The organism is Deinococcus soli (ex Cha et al. 2016) (genome assembly GCF_001007995.1).
In the GTDB taxonomy this organism is placed as follows: domain Bacteria; phylum Deinococcota; class Deinococci; order Deinococcales; family Deinococcaceae; genus Deinococcus; species Deinococcus soli.
This window is the reverse complement of sequence record NZ_CP011389.1, coordinates 2,921,881-2,944,705: the sequence shown is the minus strand read 5'-3', so window position 1 is coordinate 2,944,705 and position 22,825 is coordinate 2,921,881. Positions and strand designations below refer to the sequence as shown.

The following is a 22,825-nucleotide window of genomic DNA, read 5'->3' as shown; positions in this document are numbered from 1 at the left end:
CCTGTTCGTTTCCCGGGTCAGCCCGGGATGCGCAGGCGGTCGCCGGGGTGGATCAGGTCGGGGTTGCTGATGTTGTTGTAGTGGGCGATCTTCTTGTACTCCATGGGGTCGCCGTAGAATTTCTGGGCGATGGCGGACAGGCTGTCGCCGGGCTTCACGGTGTACACGGTGTCGCCGGAGTCCTGGTCCTTCTCCTTCGCGAGTTCCCTGGCGCCCTGGGCGACGCGCACGCCGCTGATGTCCACACCACTCACACCGTCCACGCCACGCGCGACCTGTTCCAGCAGGCGCTTCTCGTGGTCGTTGTCCACCACGCCGCGCAGGATGACGCTGCTGCCACTCTGAAGGACGTCGATGGGGTCGTCGGCCAGTTCGCCGTTGCTGCGGATGGCACTCAGGACGGCCTTGGCGACGCGACTGCGGTCCTCGACCTGTTTGATCTCGGCGTCCATGTCGGTGCTACCAGCGCTGGCGTTCATGTTGCCGGTGGTCGGGGCAATCGTGGTGGGTGCAATTTCCGTGACGGTCGCCTGGGGTGTCGCTGGCGCGGGCTGGGCGGGCGAGGAGACAGCCTCGTCGAACGTGACACCGCTCACGTCTACATTCTTCACACCATTGATGCCTTCAGCCGTCATCGTGATTAGGCCGACCACAGATTTCCGGGGCACGTGGCCGGTGACCGTCACGGTGCCGCCACGTTCACTAACTTGGAGATCATGAGGCGCAAGGACGGGGTTGTCGTTCAGTGCGTCTTTGACGCGTTCCGCTGTGCTTTTTCCGAATGGCCACATGTGCCGAGCGTACCCTGCGTGTGTGGGGCGCGGTGCGCTGCGTTCAGGTTTGGTGAAGTGACGTGGGTCAGGGCAGGTCCGGCTGCGTGATCCATGCGTTCAGCAGGTCGGCGGCCTGCGGGCCAAGGACCGTGCGGGTCAGGTGTAACAGGTCCTCCGTGCGGGTGGGCTGTCCGGCTCGGGTGCGGGTGTAGGTGTGCAGGAAGGTGCGGAAGGCGTCGTCGCCGACCTGGGTGCGCAGGGCGTGCAGGGCCAGGGCGCCTCTGGCGTAGGCAGTCGCGTCGAACATCTGGGCGCGGGTGGTGGCGGTCAGGGGGCGGGTGCCGGGGCGCAGGCGGTCGCGCCAGCTGCGCAGGAGCGGGGCGGCGTCCTGGCCCTGCGCCTGCGTCCAGAGCAGTTCGGCGTAGGTAGCGAAGCCCTCGTTCAGCCAGGTGTCGGTCCAGCTGGCCAGGGGGACAGCATTTCCGAACCACTGGTGGGCGACCTCGTGCACGATGACGCGTTCGCGGCTGGACCGCACCGGCATGGTGCTCAGGGTGGCAGTTTCCAGCGCGGGGAGGTCGGGCGTGACGACAGCCGAGCCGTACGTGCTGAAGGGGTACAGGCCGAACCAGCCGCTCAGGGCAGTCAGGATGTCGCCGGTACGGGCGTAGGGGGCGCGGACAGCATCGGGAACGCTGGTGGGGAAGTAGTCGGTCAGGGTGATGCGCTGCCCGGCGGCGCCCAAATCGGGGCGGCGGACGGTGTCGAGCGTGCCGACGCTGATGCCCAGCGCGTAGGTGGGGACGGGGGTGGTCAGGGTGAAGGTGACGCTGTGCGTGCCGTTCAGGTGGGCCCGGTCGGCGAGCCGGCTGCCGCTGGCGACAGCGGTGACGCCGCGCGGGACGGTGAGGGTGGTGGTGAAGGTGGCCGGGTCGGAGGGGTGGTCGTTGCAGGGGATGAGGCTGTGGGTGCCGTCGGGTTCGCTGAACGTGAAGTTCGCGCCGGGCTGGGTGGGGGTGGCGGGGACGCTCTGCCAGCCCAGCGTGATGTTCAGGGTGGGGTCGGGGACGCCCCGGGCGGGTCCGGCGGCGGTGACGCGGATGCGGGCGTCCTGGGCTGCGGGCAGGGAGCGCTGGATGATCAGTTTGTCGGGGGTGGCGTCCTGCCCGGTGGTGTGGCGGTACGGGACGGACTGGCCGTTCCAGGTGACGTTCAGGACGCGTGGGCCGCTGTAGTCGAGCCGGACGTCGTTCAGGTCACGGTCCGCGCGGACGCTGAGTGTGGTGTCGCTGCGCAGGTCGGGGGTGCCGGGGGCCGGGACGGTCAGGCGCACGTCGTAGTGCTGGACGTCCAGTCCGGGTTGACCCAGCGTGGGGTACAGCGGGTCGGGCAGGACGTCTGGCGGCGTCCCCACCGCGCCCCCCGCGGTGATGGCGGCCGGGTGGGTTTGCGCGTGGCTGGGCGGGGTGGTGGTCAGGGTCAGTGTGGGCAGCGTCAGGACGGCCAGCGTCCTGGCGAGGAGGACCGGGGGGGTGGCGGCGGTCCGGCGGGATGGGGTCATGGTCCCCCGAGGATAGGCGCCGGGCGCGGCAGCCCGGCAGGGGGGCAGCGTGCGGGAGGCGGGGACCGTGATGGGCGTGGTGGCTTGCGCCGCACTGGCCGGGTCATGCTGTTTCTCTCACGCGACTTTCAAGAAAGCGCAATCAGATTGCTATTTTTACCACTGTTTCAGCAATGATATAGACAGGTCGGCATGGATTTCCGGGAAAGATTTCAAGTTCATTCATGAGCAACGCATTGACAGACCATCAAGGCGACCCTAGAATTGCGGCATCTCTACACCTAACCCCGGGCCCAGCGTGGTCTGAGGGTGACCCATATCCGGAGGACACATGAAGAAATCCGCGCTCAGCCTGACCGTTCTCGCCGCCCTCGCCCTGGGCACCGCCTCCGCGCAGACGACCATCAAGATCGCCAGCCTCAGCCCCCTCTCCGGCGGCCAGAGCGACCTCGGCACCCAGATCCGCAACGGCGCCCAGCTGGCCGTCAACGAATACAAGGCCCAGTTCAAGAAGCTTGGCTTCGACCTCGTCCTCGTGCCCTACGACGACCAGGCCGACCCCGCCACCGGTACCGCCGCCGCCCGCAAGATCGCCGCTGACCGCCAGATCCTCGCGGTCGTCGGCACCCTCAACAGCGGCGTGGCCATCCCCGCCAGCGCCGCGCTGGTCTCCAGCAAGGTCGCCATGGTCTCCCCCGCCAACACCGCCAACGGCGTGACCGACCGCGGCCTGAGCAACATGAACCGCATCGTCGCCCGTGACGACGCGCAGGGCCCCGCCGGCGCGAACTTCATCAGCGGCAACCTGAAAGCCAAGAAGGTTTACGTCCTGAACGACAAGACCGCCTACGGCGAAGGTCTGGCCAAGGAAGTCGAAAAGGCCCTGAAGGCCAAGGGCGTGACCGTCAGCGCCAACGAAGGCACCGAGGAGAAGAGCGACTTCTCCAGCATCGTCGCCAAGATCAAGCTCGCCAACCCCGACGCCATCTACTTCGGCGGCATCTACAACCAGGTGGGCGTGTTCATCAAGCAGCTGCGTGAAGCCGGCGTGCAGACCCCCGTGGTCGGCGGCGACGGCCTGGACAGCGGCGAGCTGCCCGTGATCGTCGGCGAGGCGAACGCGAACAACATCTACTTCACGACCGTCGCCGCGCCCCTGAGCGCCCTGCCCGCCGCGAAGCTGTTCGCCACGAACTACAAGAAGACCTTCAACGACGACGCCCAGGGCTTCGGTGCCTTCGGCTACGACGCCGCCAAGGTCGTCGTGCAGGGCGTACTGAACGCTGTGCGCGCCAACAAGAACAAGGTGCCCACCCGCGCCCAGGTCGAGAGTGCCATCCGCAAGGGCAGCTTCACGGGCCTGCTGTCCGGCAACGTGAGCTTCAACTCCGCCGGTGACCGCAAGGCCGCGACCCTGTACGTGATGAACGTCACCGCCGGGAAGTTCAAGCTCAGCACCAGCATTCCCGTCAAGCCCGTCAAGCAGTAATCCTGCGCAGCGGGTGTGTATAGACGCACCTGCGGCGGGTCAATTCACCTCCCCGTACCATCCTGGGGCCGGGCCGTGCGCCCGGCCCCTTGCCTTGATCCGGACGATTGTTCGATCGGCGGGGCCGGACAGCAGCCCCGCCTGCATTCGTGAAAAGCATTACCATCCGGGATAACTGACGCAAAACTGACCAGTTGCACAGCTAGACCATCACGGCCCGTGCCCGTGACGTCCGCCCTCCGTATTTCCGCTTCCTGCGGCGCTGCCCCACCCCCGTTCCGTCTCCGCCGGGATCCTGCGCCCCCACCCCACGAAAGGAGTTGAGCTGCCTTGGAACTGTCCACTCTGCTGCCCTTCCTGGCGAACGTGATCGTCGGCGGGCTCGTGCTGGGCTTCGTGTACGCCATCATCGCCCTGGGTTACACCATGGTGTACGGCGTGCTCCAGCTCATCAACTTCGCGCACAGCGAAGTGTTCGTTACCGGAGCCGTCGTCGGCTTCGAAGTCTTCCGTGTCCTGGCACCCGTGAACATGAACGGGTACCTGAAGCTCCTGATCGCGCTGCTGGCCGCCATGACCATCTCGGGTCTGCTGAACGTGATCATCGAGCGTCTCGCCTACCGGCCCCTGCGCGGCGCTCCGAAACTGGTGCCGCTCATCACCGCGATCGGGGTGTCCCTAATCCTTCAGGACGTCCTGCGCGTCATCGAGGGTTTCCAGGGCCGCTTCGACCTGACCTACACCCTGCCTGCCGGATTCTCCTCGGCGTTCTGCGGGCCTGAAAGCAGCTGCGCGCCCCTCGGGAAATTCCTGACGGGGATCGGCGTGAGCCTGCAGCTCAAGGACGTCATCCTGATCGTCGTGTCGCTGCTGAGTCTCGCAGTGCTGAACTACATCGTGAACCGCACCCGTATGGGCAAGGCCATTCGCGCCGTCGCGCAGGACCGCGTGACCGCCGGACTGATGGGCATCGACGGCAACCGCATGATCAGCGCCACCTTCCTGATCGGCGGGGCGCTGGGCGGCATCAGCGGCGTGCTGTTCGGCATGAAGTTCGGCACCATCAACGCCTACAGCGGCTTCATCCCCGGCGTGACCGCCTTCACGGCCGCCGTGCTGGGCGGCATCGGCTCGATTCCCGGCGCGGTGCTGGGCGGCCTGCTGCTGGGCGTGCTGGAGAAACTGATCGGCGTGTCCAACGTGTTCGGTGAGCTGCTGGGCATCAAGAACCTCGCCGTGATCGACGACTCGTACAGCAAACTGGGCGCGTTCATCGCACTGGTGCTGATCCTGATCTTCAAACCCACCGGTCTGCTCGGCAAGAGCAACGTGGAGAAAGTATGACCGCCACGCTCCAGAAGCGGCCCAAGGCCAGCGCGCCTGACCGCACGATCCTGCTGGTGCTGTTCTTCATCGTAACCAGTGCGTTCCTGCTCGTCTCGCACAACGGCGACCTGCTGGGCCAGATGGGCCCGGTCGGGACCGCGCTGAAAAACCCCATCGTGGAAGCCCTGATGGTCAGCCTCTTCCTGGCGAACATCCTGTTCGCGTACCTATGGAAGGCCGCGCCGTGGGCCCGCGCCCTAGTGGGTGTCGGCAGCCTGCTGTTCGTGCTGCCCGCCGCGGGCCGCGAGGACACCAGCCTGCTTGACCTGAGCATCCAGATCATGATCTTCGCCGCGCTGGCGCTGGGCCTGAACATCGTGGTGGGCCTCGCGGGCCTGCTCGACCTGGGGTACGTGGCGTTCTTCGCGGTGGGTGCGTACACCTGGGGCATCGTGGGCAGCCCGCGCTTCGCGGAGATCCTGCGCTACTTCGGGGAGAACCCGGGCGGCACGAACTCCGGCACACTCGCCATCGGGCTGGTGCTGACCGCCGTGACGGCCGCGAGCATGCTGTATATCAACCGCCTGACATCGCGCGCCGCGCCGACCGCTGCGACCACCTGGAGTTTCCGGCTGGCCAGCGTCGGTCTGGTCGCCGGCGTCATCCTGACGGTCCGCGCCATTCTGGTGCTGATGGCCCCACAGGCCGACGGCCTGGCCAACGGCCTGAATGCCGGGTTCTTCTGGCTGTTCCTGGCGCTGAGCATCTTCGCCGCTGCCGCCGTGGGCGTCCTGATCGGTCTGCCTGTGCTGAAACTGAAGGGCGACTACCTGGCGATCATCACGCTGGGTCTCGGTGAGGTGATCCGCGTGCTGGCGAACAACCTCGACCTGTACTCGGCGGGCTCACAGGGCATCACGCCCATCAAGAGTGCCTCGGTGCCGTGGTTCGACGCGGCGGCAGGCGCGCTGGGCTTCGCGCCCGACCAGTACTACCTGCTGTTCCTGTACGTGCTGGTCCTCGTCATGATCGTCCTGATCCTGACCGTGAACGTCCGCCTGGACCGCAGCCGTATCGGCCGCGCCTGGATCGCCATCCGTGACGACGAGGTGGCCGCGCAGGCCATGGGCGTGCCGCTGATGCAGACCAAACTGATCGCCTTCGCGACCGGCGCGAGCTTCGCGGGCGTGATGGGGATGATCTTCGCCGCCAAACAGCAGTTCATCAGCCCCGAGAGCTTCGTGCTGAACCAGAGCATCGCGATCCTGTCCATGGTCATCCTGGGCGGCATGGGGTCCTTCCCCGGCGTGATCCTGGGCGCGGCGGTCGTGACCCTGCTGAACCTGCGCATCCTGCCCGGCCTGGGCGAGGCGACCGCGAACATCTCCTGGATTCCGCAGGATGCCAATCCCGGCCAGCTGCAGCGCCTGATCTTCGGCGCGATCCTGGTCGCCATGATGCTCCTGCGGCCCGAGGGCCTGCTGCCCAACCGCCGGCGACAGCTGGAACTGCACCACGACGACAACCAGGAAGACGAGAGTGCCCAGGGCAACGCGGGCGCACTCGGAACGGCCAGCGGCGACGTGTACAGCGCCGGGTACGCCCCGGCGAAGGAAGACGACAAGGCAGGGGGCAGCAGGTGAGCGGCAACATCCTCGAAGTGGCAGGTGTCACGAAGGTCTTCGGTGGTCTGACCGCCGTGAACGACGTGACCATGAACATCCCCGAGCGCAGCATCGTCAGCGTGATCGGCCCGAACGGCGCCGGGAAGACCACCTTCTTCAACATGATCACCGGCATCTACGAACCCACCCGGGGCACCATCCGCCTGGGGGGCCGGGAACTGGTCGGCATGCGGCCCGATCAGGTGACGGAAGCCGGGATCGCGCGCACCTTCCAGAACATCCGCCTGTTCTCCACCATGACCAGCGAGGAGAACATCATGGTGGGCCGCCACAGTCGCCTGAAGAGCGGCTTCCTGGACGCCGTGCTGCGCACGAAGAAATTCCACGACGGCGAGCAGGAGGCCAGGGACGCGGCGCGGATCATGCTGGACTTCGTGGGGCTGGGCAAGTGGCGCAACGAACTGGCCACCAACCTCCCGTACGGGGATCAGCGCAAACTGGAGATCGCCCGCGCGCTGGCCACCACGCCGAAACTGATCCTGCTGGACGAACCGGCCGCCGGGATGAACCCCCGCGAGACCGAGGACCTGAAGGCCCTGATCCGCCGCGTGCGTGACGAACTGGGCGTGACGGTCTGCCTGATCGAGCACGACATGCGCCTCGTGATGACCCTGTCCGAGCACATCACCGTGCTGGACTACGGCACAAAGATCGCCGAGGGGAAACCGCATCAGGTGCGGAACGACCCGCGCGTGATGGAAGCGTACCTGGGCCGCGGCGCCGCCGCCGGCGACTACGGGAAGGAAGAACGCCCCCATGCCTAAGCCCATGCTCGAACTCGACAACATCCACACGTACTACGACCACATCCACGCCCTGAAAGGCATCAGCCTGACCGTGAACGAGGGCGAGATCGTCGCGCTGATCGGCGGGAACGGCGCCGGGAAGACCACCACGCTGCGCACCATCAGCGGCATGATGAAACCCCGCACCGGCAGCATGACCTTCGAGGGGCAGACGATCGCCGGGATTCCCGCGCACCACATCATGCAGAAGGGCATCAGCCACGTGCCCGAGGGCCGCCGGATCTTCAAGGACATGAGTGTCCGCGAGAACCTGGACGTGGGCGCGTACACCGTCACCGACCGCGCGCTGATCGAGAGCCGCATTCAGGAAGGTTTCGGGTTCTTCCCGCGCCTGAAGGAACGCGAGCACCAGCTGGGCGGCACGATGTCCGGCGGGGAGCAGCAGATGCTCGCCATTGCCCGCGCGCTGATGGTCGCGCCCCGGCTGCTGCTGCTGGACGAACCCAGCATGGGCCTGTCTCCGCTGTTCGTGGAGGCCATCTTCGACATCATCGTGAAGCTGAACAAGGAGCGCGGCACGACCGTGCTGCTGGTCGAGCAGAACGCGAACATGGCCCTGCAGATCGCGCACCGCGCGTACGTGCTGCAGACCGGCGAGATCAAACTCTCCGGGAACGCCGCCGACATCGCGCAGGACGAGAGCGTCCGCAAGGCGTACCTCGGCGACGAGTAAACCCGCGCCACTGGGCCGACCCTCCGGGCAACTGGGGGGTCGGTTCGTCTATGGGGATGGAGAGGCGCCGTGTTCGCCGCCATCTGCCATGCCCCATCTGCGGCATCAGGTGAACGGCGGGTCGGTTAGGCTGGGGGCCGATGCGTCCCAAGGTCATTCCGGTGCTGGCGGCCCTCCTCCTGAGCGGGTGCGCGCCGGTGCAGACGGTCGTGAATCCGGCGCAGTTGCCCGCCGCCACGGATTTCGGGGCGCACGCGAACCCGATGGAGTGGTGGTACGTGAGCGCGTACCTGCCCGCAGAGGGGCTGGCGCTGCACTGGGCGCATTTCCGGGTGCAGGACAGCCGCGTACCGGTCCCGCTGATGATCTCGCACGTGGCGGTCACGGATCTGCGTACGGGGCAGCTGACCTTCCTGGAGCAGCCCGCCGGGACCGGCGAGGTGACCTCTCCCCCGCTGCGGGTGCGGCAGGGGGCGTGGACGCTGACGCAGGCGGGCCCGGAGCCAATGGCCCCGCTGAGCCTGAAAGCCGGGCCGCTGAACCTGACGCTGACCCCGGTGAAGGGTCCCGTGCTGCACCCGCCGGGGTTCAGCGGCAGTGCCGATACGGGCGTGCTGTTCTACCAGGGGATCACGCGGCTGGACCTGACCGGCACCGTGAACGGGCGCGCGGTGCGGGGGCAGGCGTGGCTGGATCACCAGTGGGGCAACCAGATTCCGGGCCGTTCGGTGCTGTGGGACTGGTTCAGCGTGCATCTGGACGGTGGGCAGGACCTGATGGTGTACCGGGTGCGGCGCCTGGACAGATCGGTGGCGCAGCTGATCGGCAGCGTGGTGGAACCGGACGGGCGGGTGCGGGCCGTGCCGGGCGAGGTGTGGGACAGTCCATCGGGGCGCCGGTACACGGTGGGCTGGCGTCTCGTCTCCGATGAGTTCGACCTGGGCGTGCAGGCGGTGCGGCGGGAGCAGGAACTCCTGAGCCGCAGCAGGCGCATCGAGTACTGGGAGGGACCCATCGAGGTGACAGGCACCTGGGGCGCCGCGCCTGCTGTGGGGACCGGGATGATGGAACTCGTGAGCGGGCCGTGGTCACCGTGAGGCTCATCGGGGCGTTCGGGTTCCGGCCACGCGGGCGGGGTTCACTTCCGGCAGGTGAGGTTCACGCGGAAGCTGGGGGCCTTGACGTAATTGACGGTCTTGTACAGGGTGCTGCCGCCGCGCCGCAGGGCGCCGACGTCCACCGGGACGATCAGCTTGACGGGTGGGTTGGCCTGCAGCTGGGCGTTGGTGGGCGCGCCGCCCTGCCAGGAGAACGGCAGGTCCATGACCAGCCCCGCGCCGGGCGTCAGGTCGGTGCCGGTCCTGAACGCGGACGCGATGCCGCTGAGACCGAGGTCCTTGGCGCTGCCGTCCTTCAGGGCGAGGCTGACCCCTTTCTCGATGCCGGTGTTCGCGAGATTCAGGAGCTGCTTGCCGCCGTTGCGGAACTCGGTGGTGACCACCCAGCCGTAGGAGTTGCCGTTCCCGGCGTCCGGGACGTAATTCACGGCGGTGACTCGCAGTCGCCAGGTGCCGTTGAACAGCCATTCGTTCAGGCAGCCTTCGGCCGCGCCGAGCTGGTTGCTGCCGCCCGCAGCGGTCAGGGCCTTCTGCAGCTGGTCCAGGGCGACGTAGGTGCGGCCGCCGACCTTGACGGTGTCAAGGGTGGTGGGCTGGCCGCCGATGGTGAGGGTGGTCTTCTGCGCGGCGGCGGTGCTGCCCGCGGTGAGGCTGAGGGTGGCGAGGAGCATCGTCCTGAGGGTGCGCGTCATGGGTGGGCCTCCTGTGGGGTGGTGTCGTAGCGAGAGTGTGCAGCGGGTGGCGTTGCGGGGGCGTTGCGTGCGGGACGGCGATTGCGGCACCATTCTTAAGCCGCAATAAACTTGACATGACCGCACTCAAGTTTCAGAATGGGAGCAACCTTGAGCACCCCATTCACCCACCCCACGGAGGCCCCACTTGAACCCTGAACGCTTCACCGAGGCCAGCCTGCAGGCCCTCCAGGCCGCGCAGGGGCTCGCGCAGCAGAGCGGGCACCAGAACCTCACCCCCACGCACCTGCTGCGCGCCCTGACCGATAACGACACCGCCGCGCGCGCCCTTACCCTGGCGGGCAGCGACCTGACGGGGGTCCGCGCCGCGCTGGATGCCGAACTCGCCAAACTCCCGCGCGTGCAGGGCGGCGAGGGCCAGCTGTACCTCGACCCCGCGCTGGCCCGCGCCTTTCAGAAGGCCGACACCCTGGCCGGGCAACTCGGCGACTCGTTCGTGGCCGCCGACGCCCTCCTGCTCGCCCTGCGCGGCGAGTACCGCGGCCGGGGACTGCCCACCGAAATCGACCTGAACCGCGCCGTGAACGAGCAGCGCAAAGGAAAGACCGTGACGACCAAAACCAGTGAACAGCAGTTCGACGCCCTCGCCAAGTACGGCACGGACCTCACGCAGCGCGCCCGCGACGGCAAGTTCGACCCCGTGATCGGCCGCGACGAGGAGATCCGCCGCGCCATGCAGATCCTCCTGCGCCGCACGAAGAACAACCCGGTGCTGATCGGCGAACCCGGCGTGGGCAAGACCGCCATCGCCGAAGGGCTCGCCATCCGCATCGTGAAGGGCGACGTGCCGGACGGCCTGAAGAACAAGCGCATCGTCAGCCTGGAGATGGGCAGCCTGCTCGCCGGCGCGAAGTTCCGCGGGGAGTTCGAGGAACGCCTCAAGGGCGTCATCGACGAGGTGATCGGCTCGGCGGGCGAGGTCATCCTGTTCGTGGACGAGATCCACACCATCGTCGGGGCGGGCAAGACCGAGGGCAGCCCCGACGCGGGCAACATGCTCAAGCCCGCCCTGGCGCGCGGTGAACTGCACCTGATCGGCGCGACGACCCTCAGCGAGTACCGCGAGATCGAGAAGGACCCCGCCCTGGAACGCCGTTTTCAGCCGGTGTTCGTGAACGAACCCAGCGTGGAGGACACGATCTCGATCCTGCGCGGCATCAAGGAGCGCTATCAGGTCCACCACAACGTGGAGATCACCGACCCGGCACTGGTCGCCGCCGCGGGGCTCTCGCACCGCTACATCACCGACCGGCAGCTGCCGGACAAGGCCATCGACCTGATCGACGAGTCCGCCGCGCGCCTGCGCATGGCGCTGGAAAGCAGCCCCGAACGCATCGACCAGCTCGAGCGCCGCAAGCTGCAGCTGGAAATTGAACGCGAGGCCCTGAAGCGCGAGAAGGATCAGGACAGCCAGAACCGCCTGCTGGACATCGAGGGTGCCCTGAAGGGCATCACCGACGAGCTGGCCGACGTCCGCGCCCGCTGGGAGGGTGAGCGGCACGAGGTCGCCGCGCTGCGCGAGAAACGCGAGGCGCTCGATCAGGTGCGCACCGACATGGAGAAGGCCAAGCGCGACTACGACCTGCAACGCGCCGCCGAACTGGAGTACGGCCGCCTGCCGCAGCTGGAAAAGGAAGTCACCGAGCTGGAGCAGAAACTCAAGGGCGCCGAGTTCGCGCACACCCAGGTGACCGAGGAGGACATCGCGTCCGTCGTGAGCCGCTGGACCGGGATTCCCGTGAACAAGCTCATGGAGGGCGAACGCGAGAAACTCCTGAAACTCGAAGAGCAGCTGCACGGCCGCGTGATCGGGCAGGACCGCGCGATCGTGAGCGTCGCGGACGCCATCCGCCGCAGCCGCGCTGGCCTGAGTGACCCGAACCGTCCGCTGGGCAGCTTCATGTTCCTCGGCCCGACCGGGGTGGGCAAGACCGAACTGGCCAAGGCCCTCGCGGAGTTCCTGTTCGACAGCCAGGACGCCATGGTCCGCATCGACATGAGCGAGTACATGGAGAAGCACACCGTCGCCCGCCTGATCGGCGCGCCTCCCGGCTACGTGGGCTTTGAGGAGGGCGGCCAGCTGACCGAGGCTGTCCGCCGCCGCCCCTACGCGGTGCTGCTGTTCGACGAGATCGAGAAGGCGCACCCGGACGTGTTTAACGTGCTGCTGCAGGTGCTGGACGACGGCCGCCTGACCGACGGGCAGGGCCGCACCGTGGACTTCCGCAACACGCTGATCATCCTGACCAGCAACATCGGCTCGCCGCTGATCCTGGAGATGCAGCACCGCGGTGAGGACGCCACCGCCATCCGAGACGCCGTGATGGGCGAGTTGCAGGGCCACTTCCGCCCGGAGTTCCTGAACCGCGTGGACGACATCATCGTGTTCGATGCGCTGACCGCCGCGGACCTGCACAAGATCGTGGACATCCAGATGCGCGGCCTGATCCGCCGCCTCGCCGAGCGCCGCGTCAGCCTGCACCTGAGTGGCGCCGCGAAGGACCGACTGGCGCAGATCGGGTACGACCCGGCCTTCGGGGCGCGCCCCCTGAAACGCGCGATCAGCCGCGAGATCGAGACGCCGCTGGCCCGCGAGATCCTCCAGGGGAACGTGCCGGACAGCAGCAGCCTGACCGTGGACTACGACGGCACGAACTTCACGTTCCAGACCGGCGCGCTGAACTGAACACACCACTCTGGAGGGGCCGGGTCTGCATGACCCGGCCCCTCTTCCCTATCGTGACGTTCAGCCGCGAGGGATCTGCCGGGTGATGGTCAGGCCCAGGCCGAGCAGGGCCGCGCACAGGGCGACGAGGAGCGGCCAGCCCCCGGCGGCCCAGGCTGCGCCGCCCAGGACGCCCACGACGCTGCTTCCGGCGTAGTAGGCGAGCAGGTACAGGGCGCTGGCGTGGCTCTTGTCGCGCCGGGCGAGCTGCCCGACGCTGCTGCTGGCCACCGAGTGCGTCACGAAGAACCCGACAGTGATCAGCGTGACGCCCAGGATGATCACGGGCAAGGGGCTCAGGAGGGTCAGGGCGAGGCCCGCGCCGCTGAGGAGCAGGCCTCCCTGGAGCAGCGGGCGGCGACCCTGGCGGTCAGCCAGGCGCCCACCCCAGGAGGACGCCGCGGAGCCGAGCAGATACGTCAGGAAGATCAGGCTGATCGCGGCGGCGCTCAGCGCGTACGGCGGGGCGTGCAGGCGGAACCCCAGGTAGTTGAACGCGGCGACCATGACGCCCAGGTTCAGGAAACCCAGCGTGAACAGCGCGCCCATGCCGGGGGTGCGCAGGTGCGCGGCCCAGCGGCGCAGGTGCTCGCGGGCGGGCGCGGTGCGGCGCGGATGGAAGCCGCGCGATGGGGGGAGCAGCGCGGCGAATCCGGCGGCGCTGAGCAGGCCCAGCCCACCCATGACGAGCAGCGCCGCGTGCCAGGAGGTCACGTCGCTCAGGAGGCCGATGCAGACGCGGCCCATCATCCCGCCGAACGCGGTGCCGCCCACGTACTGCCCCATGGCGGCGCCCAGGTCACGGGGGTGGATCTCCTCGGCCAGGTAGGCCATGGCGACGGCAGGCACGCCGCCCAGCGCGAGGCCCTCCAGCGCGCGGCACAGCAGCAGCGCCGTCCAGGTGGGGGCCAGTGCAGCCAGGCTGTTCAGCAGCGCGGCGGCGAGCAGCGAGGTCAGCATGACGCGGCGGCGGCTGAACGAATCCGCGACGGCACTCATGATCAGGATGGACAGGGCCAGGCAGCCGGTCGTCAGGGACAGACTCAGGGCGCTCTGGGCAGGTGTCACGTGAAAGTCGTGCGTGAAGGCGGTCAGCAGGGGCTGCGCGCAGTAGATCAGCGAGAAGGCGCTGAACCCCGTGAGGAACAGCGCCGCGCCGATCCGGCGGTACTCGGGTGTGCCGCGCCGCACCTGCGAGCCCGTCACGGTCGGGGCCGGGTGGGCGGGGCTCAGGGCAGTCATGTCCCCGACTGTAGGCCGCTGGCCGTCAGACGTCTAATACGCGGCGCGGCGTATCGCCATATGCTGCGCGTATGGAGCTGCGGCAGCTGCGGTACTTCCTGACGGTCGCGGAGGAGGGGAACGTCACGCGGGCCGCCGCGCGGCTGGGTATGGCGCAACCACCCCTGAGTGCGCAGATCCGCGCGCTGGAACGCGACCTGGGTGCCACCCTGTTTCACCGGACGCCACGCGGCGTGGAACTGACCGAGGCGGGCCTCGCCTTCCGGGCCGGAGTGGCGGACATTCCGGCGCAGCTGGAACGCGCCGCCTTCGACACGGGACGGGCCGCGCGCGGTGAGACGGGCGCGCTGCGCGTGGGCTTCACGGGCGCGGCGGGGATCGACCCGGCGGTGCAGGACGTGATCCGCGCGTTCCGGCGCAGCTACCCGCAGGTGAGCCTGACCCTGACGGAGAAGAACACCGAGGCGCTGGTCGCGGATCTGCGCGCGCACGTGCTGGACGCGGCGTTCGTGCGCGCCACCCCGGAGTACGCGCAGGAGTTCCGCGTGACCGAGGTGGCGTGCAGTGAACTGGTCGCGGTGCTGCCCGAGGATCACCCGGCGGCGGGCCTGGACCCGGTGCCGCTGCCCGCGCTGCGGGACGATCCGTTCATCCTCACGCCGCGCGCGGTTGGTCCGGCGCTGCACGACGCGGTGCTGGCCGCGTGCCGCGCGGCGGGCTTCGAGGCGCGCCCCGGGCAGACCGCCCCGCAGATGATGTCGGTGGTCAGTCTGGTGGCGGCGGGCCTGGGCGTGTCGCTGGTGCCGGCCGCGATGCGGCACCTGCACCTGCGCGGCTGCGTGTACCGCGACCTGCGGGGCGGGGGGCCGCGCGTGACTCTGTCGCTGGCGTCGCAGCGGGTGGAACGGTCGGTGAATGTCCGGAACTTCCTGGCCCTCGCCGCGCCCGGGGCGTGACGGTCGGGCCAGATCCGGTCAGACGAGGTGTCCGGTCAGGAGAGGTGTTCGGCGAGGCGGTCCCACGTTTCGCTGATGCCCTGCAGCATGCCCATGTCCATGACGGCCTGCAGGTCTTCCGGGCGGACGTACGTGGAGCGGCTGGTGACGCGGGTGCCACCGGGCACGGCCTCGAAGGTCAGGTCGGCCAGCGTGGCGGGCATCTGGTCGTTGACCGCGCCGTGCTCGTCGCTGAAGTGGTCGGTGTAGGTCAGTCGGGTGGGCGCCTCGATCTGCTCGTACACGCCCAGGCCCCAGCTGTTCATGCCGTGGAAGTCGCCCTGCGCGGGGTCGGTGCAGGTCATGCAGTAGTGCCAGCGGCCACCGGGGCGCAGGTCCACGGTGCAGTGCGTCAGTTCCCAGCCGCGCGGGCCCCACCAGTGTTTCAGGTGTTCGGCCTGCGTGAAGGCCGCGAAGACCCGGTCGGGCGTGGCGGCGAAGGTGCGTTGCAGCACGAGGGTGCGGGCGTCTTCGATGCGGTGGTCGAGGGTGGTGGCGTGCGTCATGGGGAACCTCCGGGTTCGGTGGGGTCGTGCGTGGGGGGCTCGGGGGGGAGGGTGCGCAGGTAGTCGTCCAGCCGGTCCAGCCGCGCTTCCCAGAGGGGGCGGTAGCGGGTCAGCCAGTCGTCGAGGTCGCGGAAGGCGGTGGGTTGGAGGTGGGCGATGCGGCGGTTGGCCTGGGGTTCCATGTGGACCAGTCCGGCGTCCGCGAGGACGCGCAGGTGCTTGGAGGTCTGCGGCTGGCGCAGGCCGAGCTGTTCGGCGATCTCGCCGACGGTGTGGGGGCGGTCGCGGAGCAGTTCCACGATCTGGAAGCGGTGTGGGTCGGCCAGGGCGGTGAAGGTGTGGTGGTTCAAGTGGCGCGTGACCTCCTTCTGATGCGTTCTGTTATGGCCGTATTATGCCCCATATAGAATATTCCTGTCAAGGCATATAGTAGGCAGGAGTCTGGAGCGCCGCAGGTCTCGTCCCCCACACCACATCAGGAGGGCGGTGCAGGCCCTCCCGGCACGGGCCACATCCAGGCCGTTCAGTCCAGCATGGGCACGCCCCGCGCCGCGAGTGCCTGCGCGAAGGCGTCCGGGTCGGCGGGCGTCAGGTAGTACGGCGTGCCGCCCCGCTCGACGATCAGACCGCCGCGCGTGTTGGAGGCGATGGCCTGCACGCTGCGGTACCCGGCCCCCGTGAAGGTGTAGTTCCCGGTGTAGTAGCCGGGCAGGCCCACCCCACCGACCCGCAGGCCCAGCCCGGCGTCGGTGCGACGCACCCGCAGTTCGCGGTACGGCCACTCGAAGCTGCCGGAGAAGCGGCTGACGCGCAGGCCCGTGTCGGTCAGGGTGTAAGAGAGGCGCCGGGGCACCTGCGCGAACAGCGCCCCCAGTCCCACGCCCAGCAGGGTCAGGGCCACGCTGCCCGCCACCGGCAGGGGCTTGTCGGCGCCGTCGTCCGGGATCCAGGCGGTCACGATCAGCAGCAGGGGCACCAGCCACACCAGCGCACGGAACCAGACGGGCGAGGTGGGCGGCGCGGCCGACAGCGGGGCAGTCATACCGTCAGGTACGTTCGGCGGCGGCGCGGGGTTTCCGGCCGGACGCCGGGGCGCCGCCCCACACCTGCGCGACGGCCTCCTCGACGCTCTTCACTCCGTTCGGATGGCCGTCCAGGCCGGGGGGGACAATCAGGCGGGTGTACCCGGCGCGGCGGGCCTCCTCAGCGCGGCGGATCGAGCCGGTCGTGGAGCGCACCTCGCCCGCCAGGCCGACCTCGCCGAACACGGCGACGCTGTCCGGCAGGGCGCGGCCCACCACGGCGGAGTAGATCGCCAGGGCAATCGCGAGGTCCAGGCCCGGATCGGGCACCTTCAGGCCGCCCGCGAGGTTCACGTACACGTCCAGCCCGCCCAGCGTCAGGTCCAGGCGGCGTTCCAGCACGGCCAGCACGACGTCCACGCGGCGGGCGTCGAGGCCCACCACGACCCGGCGGGCGTTCGGGTACGGCGTCTTGCTGGCCAGCGCCTGCACCTCCAGCAGCATGGGGCGCTGCCCGTCGATGGTGGCCGCAACGACGCTGCCGGGCACCCCGACAGGCCGCTCGGCCAGGAACGCCGCACTGGGATTCTCGACGGCGATCAGGCCCTCGCCGCGCATCTCGAACACGCCGAGTTCCCCGGCCTGCCCGAAGCGGTTCTTCACGCTGCGCAGCAGGCGGTACGACCCGACCGTCTCCAGGAAGACGGTGGTGTCCACGATGTGCTCCATGACTTTCGGTCCGGCGACCGTGCCGTCCTTCGTGACGTGCCCCACGAGGACGGTGGCGGTCCCGGTCTCCTTCGCGGCGCGGGTCAGCAGGGCGGTGCCGTCGCGGACCTGCGCCACGCCGCCCGGCGCGCCGTCGCCCTCGACCGTCACGGTCTGGATGGAGTCCACGATGCACAGCGCGGGCTTATGTTCGGCCATCAGTGCCGCGACGTGTTCGGCGCGGGTATCGCGGGTCAGCTGGATCTCGGCCTTCACGCCCAGCCGGTCGGCGCGCAGGCGGATCTGCTCCAGAGATTCCTCGCCCGCCACGTACAGCACCGTGCCGCCCCCCGCCGCGACCTTGTCTGCGACCTGAAGCAGCAGGGTGCTCTTGCCGATGCCGGGCTCCCCGCCGATCAGCGTGACGCCCCCGGCGACCAGCCCGCCGCCCAGCACCCGGTCGAGTTCCGGGATGCCGCTCGGCGTGCGGGGCTCCTCGCGGCGCCCAACCCCGGACAGCGGCGTGACGCGGCCGCCCGTGATGCCCCCGTACGCCCCGCCGCGCGCGGCGGCGGTCGTGACGGCAGGCACCTCTTCCTCGAAGGAGTTCCACGCCTGACAGTTCGGGCAGCGGCCCAGCGGCTTGGCGCTGGTGTACCCGCAGCTGGTGCAGACGTAGGTGGTGCGGGCTTTAGCCACGCGCGCCGGGGCGGCCGTCCGCCCGCCAGTAGTTTCCGTCCTGCGTGGCGAGGTAATCGCCATCCACGAGTTCGGTCAGCAGGAAGCTGGGGTCTTCCAGGGTGCTGTGGTCGGCGAGGATCTGCTCGGCCTGCCCCTGGTCGTAGGACACGCCGGGTTCGAACAGCCCGGTGAGGTAGTCGAGGATGGCGAGCTGGTGCGCGCGGCGGCGGTCGCTGGGCCACCCGGTGATGCGGCCGTGTTCGTCTTGGAAATCAAGGATGCTCTTCGTCATCCCGCCATCGTAGCGGACGCGCGGCGGGCGGATGGTTCCCGGAGTCCCGGAGCACCGCCCGACTACTCCTCTGGTGAAACCTCGGGCCCCCAGGCCACCTCGATGGCCGCGTACCCCACCGGGTCCAGGCGTTTCAGGCGGGCGCGGTCTAGCGGCGGGAAGCTCAGGAAGTACGCACTGCTGAGTTCCGCGAAGTACTCACGGGAGTTCGCGAGGGCGTAGGGGGTCCACTCGCCATTCTGGTACAGCCCGGCGCGGCGGGCCTGCTCGAACGCCGCCTGCACCGCCGGGTTCTGCATGCCGTACTGGAGGTCGTCAAAGGCGTGGGCCAGTTCGTGCAGCAGGACGTTCCCCTGACCGAAGCCCTGGATGAAGTCCTGCGGCTGCGTGAGCAGGATGTCCCCCCGGCTGGACACCCCGGCCGGAGCGGAGCGGCGGATGTAAAACACGGTGTGGAAGCGGTCGGCGGTGGCCCGGCTGCCTTCGACCCAGATGCGCACGCCGGCCAGTTAGCGCTGCGCTTGGGGGGGCAGCGCCGCTTTTGCCTCGCGGAGCGTGTCCGCCAGCCGCCATTCCAGCCGCTCCCAGGTGGCCAGGTCGGCCTGGGTGGCCGGGGAGACGAGCACCGTGAAGCCCGCCAGGGTCACGGCGCGGTAGTCGCGGAGGGTCTGGTCACTGGTGGCGTCCCCGCTGACCGCGAGGGCCACGGCGGCGCACAGCGCGGCATAGAGGCGTTTCATGTGACTCTGCTACGCGCGGAAGGCCCGGCCGGTTGCCGCAGCAGACAGCCCGCCGGCGCTCGGGGCGCGGCGGGCTGCGGGGGCAGGTGGGGTTACGCGAGGATCTGGCGGGTTGCGGCTTCCTCGCCCTTCTCGAACTGGATGCCGTCCTGGCCGAGTACGACGCGGACTTCCTCGCCGTGGTTGCTGGCGAGTTCCAGAGCCAGGGGGTCCTCGATCTCCTCGCGGACCAGGGTGCGCAGCTGCCGGCTGCTGCCGACGGCGTGTTTGGGGCTGCGAGACTTGAGTTTGCCCACCAGCCACGCGGCGATGGCGGGGTCGAAGGTGACGGTCAGTTCGCGGCTGGCGAGTTCCTCGCGCATCTCGCCCATGAGCTGCTGCGCGACCCGCACGAGTTCCTCCTCGCCGAGGCTCTTGAAGCGGATGACCTCGTCTAAGCGGTCAAGGAACTCCGGGGTGAAGATGTGCCGCAGCGGCTGGTTGTTGTCCGGCGTGACGGGGCTGAAGCCCACGGTGGGGTTCACGTTGAAGCCGGTGTTGCTGGTCATGATGATGATCGTGCGGCGGAAGTCCACGGTGCGGCCCAGACCGTCGGTCAGGCGGCCGTCGTCGAGGACCTGCAGGAAGGTGTTGTACACGTCCGGGTGGGCCTTCTCGATCTCGTCGAGGAGGATCACGCTGAAGGGCTGGCGGCGCACGGCTTCGGTCAGGCGGCCGCCCTGCTCGAAGCCCACGTAGCCGGGGGGCGAGCCGATCAGTTTGCTGACCGAGTGGCTTTCCTGGAATTCGCTCATGTCCATGCGGATCAGGCTGCGTTCACTGCCGAACAGCGTGCGGGCCAGTGCCTTGGCGAGGTGGGTCTTGCCGACGCCGCTGGAGCCCACGAACAGGAAGCTCGCGGCGACGCGGGTGCGGCCGCCCAGGCCCACGCGGGCGCGGCGCAGCGCGGAACTCAGCGCGCGGATCGCGTCCGGCTGGCCGTACACCTGATCCTGGAGCTGCTGCTCCAGGTCGACCAGTTGCGCGGCCGTCTCCTCGGAGTAGATGCCGCCCATGGAGTTGATGACGCTCTCGATATCCTCGCGGGTCACGTAGGGCTCGCCGTCCTCGGTCTCCGCGACGGGCAGGCCGACACTCATGTTCAGGCGCACGCGGCTGGCGGCCTCGTCGATCAGGTCGATGGCCTTGTCCGGGAAGTTGCGGCCCGGCAGGCTGCGCTCCCCGATCCGCACGGCGAGTTCCAGCGCCTGCTCGGGGATCTGCACGCCGTGGTGTTCCTCGTATTTGGGTTTCAGGCCGCGCAGGATCTGCAGCGTCTCGGCGGGGCTGGGTTCCAGCACGATGACCGGCTGGAAGCGGCGTTCCAGCGCGGCGTCCTTCTCGATGTAGCGGTGGTACTCGCCGGTGGTGGTGGCGCCGATCACCTGGATCTCGCCGCGACTCAGGGCGGGCTTGAGGATGTTCGCGGCGTCCAGCGTGCCCTCGGCGCCGCCCGCCCCGACCAGGGTGTGCAGCTCGTCGATGAAGGCCATGACCTTGGCGTTGCGCAGCTCCTCGATGATCTGCCGCAGGCGTTCCTCGAACTCCCCGCGGTACTTCGTGCCTGCGACCACGCCGCTGAGGTCCAGGCTGACCAGCCGCACGTTGTGGAGGTTGGGCGGGGTGCGCTTCTCGTGGATCGCGAGCGCCAGCCCCTCCACGATGGCGGTCTTGCCCACGCCGGGGTCGCCGATCAGCACGGGGTTGTTCTTCGTGCGGCGCGTGAGGATCTGCGTGACGCGGCGGATCTCCTCGCTGCGCCCGATCACGGGGTCGAGTTTGCCCTCGCGCGCCCACTTGGTCAGGTCGCGGCCGTACTCGTCGAGGAACGGCGTGGCGACCGGCTTGGCGGGTTTGCTGCCCGCGCCCTCGCCCTGCGCGAGGATGCGCCAGCGGATGGTGTCCACGTCCTTGGTGAGTTCCTGCAGGATACGGAAGGCCACGCCGTCGCCCTCGCGGATGATGCCCAGCAGGATGTGCTCGGTGCTCGTCACCTGGGCGCCCAGGGCGCGGGCCTCGCTGGACGCGAGTTCCATGACGCGGCGGGCGCGGGGCGTGATGCTGGGCGCGTCGTTCAGGCGGTTGCCCTCGCCGCGGCCGATGATCTCCTCGACGCGGCGGCGCAGGCCGTCCAGGGACGCGCCGAACTCCCCGAGGATGCTCGCAGCGGTGCCACCCTCGCGCATCAGGCCCAGCAGGAGGTGTTCGGGGCCGACCATGGCGTGACCCAGGCGGTTGCCTTCCTCGCGGGCGTAGTGGAACACGAGGCGGGCGCGGTCGTCGTATCGGTTCATGGGAACCCCCTAGGGAAAGCGCGGCAGGGGCGCAGTGAGCGGTGACAGGGACAGGTCGGCTGTCGCAGCGGAAAGGGGCGCGGAGAGAACGGTGGTGACAGCCTGAGTGTAGGGTAGCGCCGCCTCCTGGCGGAAGGCTGGGGAAACCTTACGATCTGCGCACATCTGTCCCACACGTGGGACTGTACCGTGCGCGTCCTGACGGTCTTCTTTCCTGTCCGCCGCCCGGCGTACCCTGGTCCGCGTGAGTGACGACCCCACCCCCCGCGCCCGTGCCGTGATCTTCGGTTCGCAGCAGGACCGTATCGAGCAGCGCCTGGACGAGCTGGACCCCGATCTGGGCGGGTACATCCGGGATTTCGCGTACGACACGGTGTACGAACGGCCCGGTCTGGACCTGAAGACCAAGGAACTCATCGCGTGCGCGCTGCTGGTGTCACTGGGCAGCCCGCCGGAGCTGCGCACGCACCTGCGCGGCGCGCTGAACGCCGGGGCGACCGAGGCGGAACTGCGCGGCGCGCTGATGATGTGTGTGCCGTACCTGGGGTTCCCCCGGACGGTCGCGGCGTTTGAAGTCTTACGCCACCACCTGGGTACGGCAAGACCGGCCCCCGATGGAGAGGCCGGTCCGGACGGTGCGTAGTCTTTAGAAGGTGGTCTTCAGGCCGATGCGGGCCTTGAAGACGGTACCGGGACGCACGACGCGGTTGTCCAGATCGCTGTACCCGGCCTGACCAGCGCTGAGGCGGTCGACGTTGCCGCGGCCGTCGTTGATGGTGATGGTGTTCGAGCGGAAGTACTGGTCGACGCCCAGGTCTCCCACGAGGCTCAGGCCGCCGGTGAGGGCGTAGCTGACCATGACGCCCGCGCCGATACCGAAGGCGTTGCTGCTATAGGTGGTGGTGTTGCTGCCGGAGCTCTCGGTGGCGTTGAACATGCCGTAGCGGCCGCCGCCGTACAGCGTGGCGTCCACGCCGGGCGTCACCTCGCCCAGGCCGTAGGTAGCGTCAAGCGAGCCGACGGTGCTGGTGGTGCCCTCACTGGTGATCAGGCCGTCGCGTTTGGCGTCGGCGACGGTGTAGGTGTTACCGAGCAGCGCGGGGCTGTAGGGGGCGCTGTCGTTCAGGCCGTTGTTGCCGCGGCTGTAGGCGACGCCGGCCTTGACGCCGACGGGACCGGCGACGTTGGGGGCATGCACGAAGACTTCACCGCTGAGGCCACCGGCGTATCCACCGGTGAGGCCCAGTTCAACGCCACTCAGGCTCTGGGCGCCCGCGGTGGCGGTGGTGGCGGCGACGGTCAGCAGGGTGATGGACAGCAGCTTCTTCATGAGTGGTAGCGTCGGGCCTGAACGTGAGAGGGTTCCCTGAGCTGCGTGACTGAAGATTAAGGCGCCCG

General features: G+C 68.9%; 22 protein-coding genes. 9 read left to right on the top strand and 13 right to left on the bottom strand.

The annotated features are described in order from the left end of the window. Positions 1-17: 17 nt before the first annotated feature. The gene (locus SY84_RS14270) at positions 18-791 is read right to left on the bottom strand and encodes a BON domain-containing protein (protein ID WP_046844556.1); all 774 of its coding nucleotides are present in this window, start codon (positions 789-791) and stop codon (positions 18-20) included. A gap of 67 nt (positions 792-858) precedes the next feature. Further along, positions 859-2,334: a M1 family metallopeptidase gene (locus SY84_RS14265; protein ID WP_081424617.1), complete on the bottom strand. Its 1,476-nt coding sequence runs from the start codon at positions 2,332-2,334 to the stop codon at positions 859-861. Between the two features lie 331 nt (positions 2,335-2,665). Here SY84_RS14265 and SY84_RS14260 point away from each other — a divergent pair, with 331 nt between their 5' ends. The 6 genes from SY84_RS14260 (at position 2,666) to SY84_RS14235 (ending at position 9,410) form a co-directional block, all read left to right on the top strand. Beyond that, entirely contained in the window at positions 2,666-3,823 is a 1,158-nt protein-coding gene (locus SY84_RS14260; RefSeq protein WP_046844555.1) for a branched-chain amino acid ABC transporter substrate-binding protein, read from the top strand. Positions 3,824-4,153: 330 nt separating this feature from the next. Next, positions 4,154-5,167 carry a branched-chain amino acid ABC transporter permease gene (locus SY84_RS14255; RefSeq protein ID WP_046844554.1) on the top strand — a complete coding sequence of 338 codons (1,014 nt, stop codon included), beginning with the start codon at positions 4,154-4,156 and terminating at the stop codon, positions 5,165-5,167. After that, positions 5,164-6,792, top strand: coding sequence for a branched-chain amino acid ABC transporter permease (locus tag SY84_RS14250; RefSeq protein WP_046844553.1), 1,629 nt, complete (start codon positions 5,164-5,166; stop codon positions 6,790-6,792). Before SY84_RS14255 ends, SY84_RS14250 begins: the two co-directional genes overlap by 4 nt. After that, positions 6,789-7,598: an ABC transporter ATP-binding protein gene (locus tag SY84_RS14245; RefSeq protein WP_157883006.1), complete on the top strand. Its 810-nt coding sequence runs from the start codon at positions 6,789-6,791 to the stop codon at positions 7,596-7,598. The genes SY84_RS14250 and SY84_RS14245 overlap by 4 nt, the downstream gene beginning before the upstream one ends. Then, positions 7,591-8,313 carry an ABC transporter ATP-binding protein gene (locus SY84_RS14240; RefSeq protein ID WP_157883005.1) on the top strand — a complete coding sequence of 241 codons (723 nt, stop codon included), beginning with the start codon at positions 7,591-7,593 and terminating at the stop codon, positions 8,311-8,313. Before SY84_RS14245 ends, SY84_RS14240 begins: the two co-directional genes overlap by 8 nt. A gap of 140 nt (positions 8,314-8,453) precedes the next feature. Further along, on the top strand, positions 8,454-9,410 hold the full coding sequence (locus SY84_RS14235; RefSeq protein ID WP_046844551.1) for a lipocalin family protein: 957 nt from the start codon (positions 8,454-8,456) through the stop codon (positions 9,408-9,410). A gap of 41 nt (positions 9,411-9,451) precedes the next feature. Here the strand turns inward: SY84_RS14235 and SY84_RS16065 are convergent, their stop codons facing one another. Continuing rightward, on the bottom strand, positions 9,452-10,123 hold the full coding sequence (locus SY84_RS16065) for a hypothetical protein (protein WP_157883004.1): 672 nt from the start codon (positions 10,121-10,123) through the stop codon (positions 9,452-9,454). Between the two features lie 187 nt (positions 10,124-10,310). Between SY84_RS16065 and clpB the strand changes: the two genes are divergently transcribed. Further along, positions 10,311-12,869, top strand: a complete 2,559-nt coding sequence (gene clpB / locus SY84_RS14225) for an ATP-dependent chaperone ClpB (RefSeq protein WP_046844550.1) — start codon at positions 10,311-10,313, stop codon at positions 12,867-12,869. A 60-nt stretch (positions 12,870-12,929) separates the two neighbouring features. Here clpB and SY84_RS14220 read toward each other — a convergent pair whose 3' ends face one another. Next, complete coding sequence (locus SY84_RS14220) at positions 12,930-14,150, bottom strand: MFS transporter (protein WP_046844549.1); 1,221 nt, start codon at positions 14,148-14,150, stop codon at positions 12,930-12,932. A 71-nt stretch (positions 14,151-14,221) separates the two neighbouring features. On the opposite strand from SY84_RS14220, the gene SY84_RS14215 reads away from it, so the two are divergent. Beyond that, on the top strand, positions 14,222-15,106 hold the full coding sequence (locus SY84_RS14215) for a LysR family transcriptional regulator (protein ID WP_046844548.1): 885 nt from the start codon (positions 14,222-14,224) through the stop codon (positions 15,104-15,106). Between the two features lie 35 nt (positions 15,107-15,141). On the opposite strand, the gene SY84_RS14210 is transcribed toward SY84_RS14215, so the two are convergent. The 8 genes from SY84_RS14210 to SY84_RS14175 all read right to left on the bottom strand — a co-directional run bounded on the left by SY84_RS14210 (position 15,142) and on the right by SY84_RS14175 (position 21,427). Continuing rightward, positions 15,142-15,651 (bottom strand): SRPBCC family protein, encoded by a 510-nt coding sequence (locus tag SY84_RS14210; RefSeq protein ID WP_046844547.1) that lies wholly within the window; start codon positions 15,649-15,651, stop codon positions 15,142-15,144. Continuing rightward, positions 15,648-16,001, bottom strand: a complete 354-nt coding sequence (locus SY84_RS14205) for an ArsR/SmtB family transcription factor (RefSeq protein WP_046844546.1) — start codon at positions 15,999-16,001, stop codon at positions 15,648-15,650. The genes SY84_RS14210 and SY84_RS14205 overlap by 4 nt, the downstream gene beginning before the upstream one ends. 173 nt (positions 16,002-16,174) lie before the next feature. Further along, positions 16,175-16,693: a PH domain-containing protein gene (locus tag SY84_RS14200; RefSeq protein ID WP_046844545.1), complete on the bottom strand. Its 519-nt coding sequence runs from the start codon at positions 16,691-16,693 to the stop codon at positions 16,175-16,177. Positions 16,694-16,697: 4 nt separating this feature from the next. Then, entirely contained in the window at positions 16,698-18,080 is a 1,383-nt protein-coding gene (radA, locus tag SY84_RS14195) for a DNA repair protein RadA (RefSeq protein ID WP_046844544.1), read from the bottom strand. Beyond that, positions 18,073-18,354 (bottom strand): DUF2087 domain-containing protein, encoded by a 282-nt coding sequence (locus SY84_RS14190; RefSeq protein WP_046844543.1) that lies wholly within the window; start codon positions 18,352-18,354, stop codon positions 18,073-18,075. Before SY84_RS14190 ends, radA begins: the two co-directional genes overlap by 8 nt. Positions 18,355-18,416: 62 nt before the next feature. After that, positions 18,417-18,854: a hypothetical protein gene (locus SY84_RS14185; RefSeq protein ID WP_052751188.1), complete on the bottom strand. Its 438-nt coding sequence runs from the start codon at positions 18,852-18,854 to the stop codon at positions 18,417-18,419. A 9-nt stretch (positions 18,855-18,863) separates the two neighbouring features. Continuing rightward, positions 18,864-19,094 carry a hypothetical protein gene (locus SY84_RS14180; RefSeq protein ID WP_046844542.1) on the bottom strand — a complete coding sequence of 77 codons (231 nt, stop codon included), beginning with the start codon at positions 19,092-19,094 and terminating at the stop codon, positions 18,864-18,866. A 92-nt stretch (positions 19,095-19,186) separates the two neighbouring features. Next, the gene (locus SY84_RS14175) at positions 19,187-21,427 is read right to left on the bottom strand and encodes an ATP-dependent Clp protease ATP-binding subunit (RefSeq protein WP_046844541.1); all 2,241 of its coding nucleotides are present in this window, start codon (positions 21,425-21,427) and stop codon (positions 19,187-19,189) included. A 244-nt stretch (positions 21,428-21,671) separates the two neighbouring features. Between SY84_RS14175 and SY84_RS14170 the strand changes: the two genes are divergently transcribed. Further along, positions 21,672-22,070, top strand: coding sequence for a carboxymuconolactone decarboxylase family protein (locus tag SY84_RS14170; protein ID WP_046844540.1), 399 nt, complete (start codon positions 21,672-21,674; stop codon positions 22,068-22,070). A 3-nt stretch (positions 22,071-22,073) separates the two neighbouring features. Here SY84_RS14170 and SY84_RS14165 read toward each other — a convergent pair whose 3' ends face one another. After that, positions 22,074-22,757, bottom strand: a complete 684-nt coding sequence (locus SY84_RS14165) for a hypothetical protein (protein ID WP_046844539.1) — start codon at positions 22,755-22,757, stop codon at positions 22,074-22,076. Positions 22,758-22,825 lie beyond the last annotated feature (68 nt).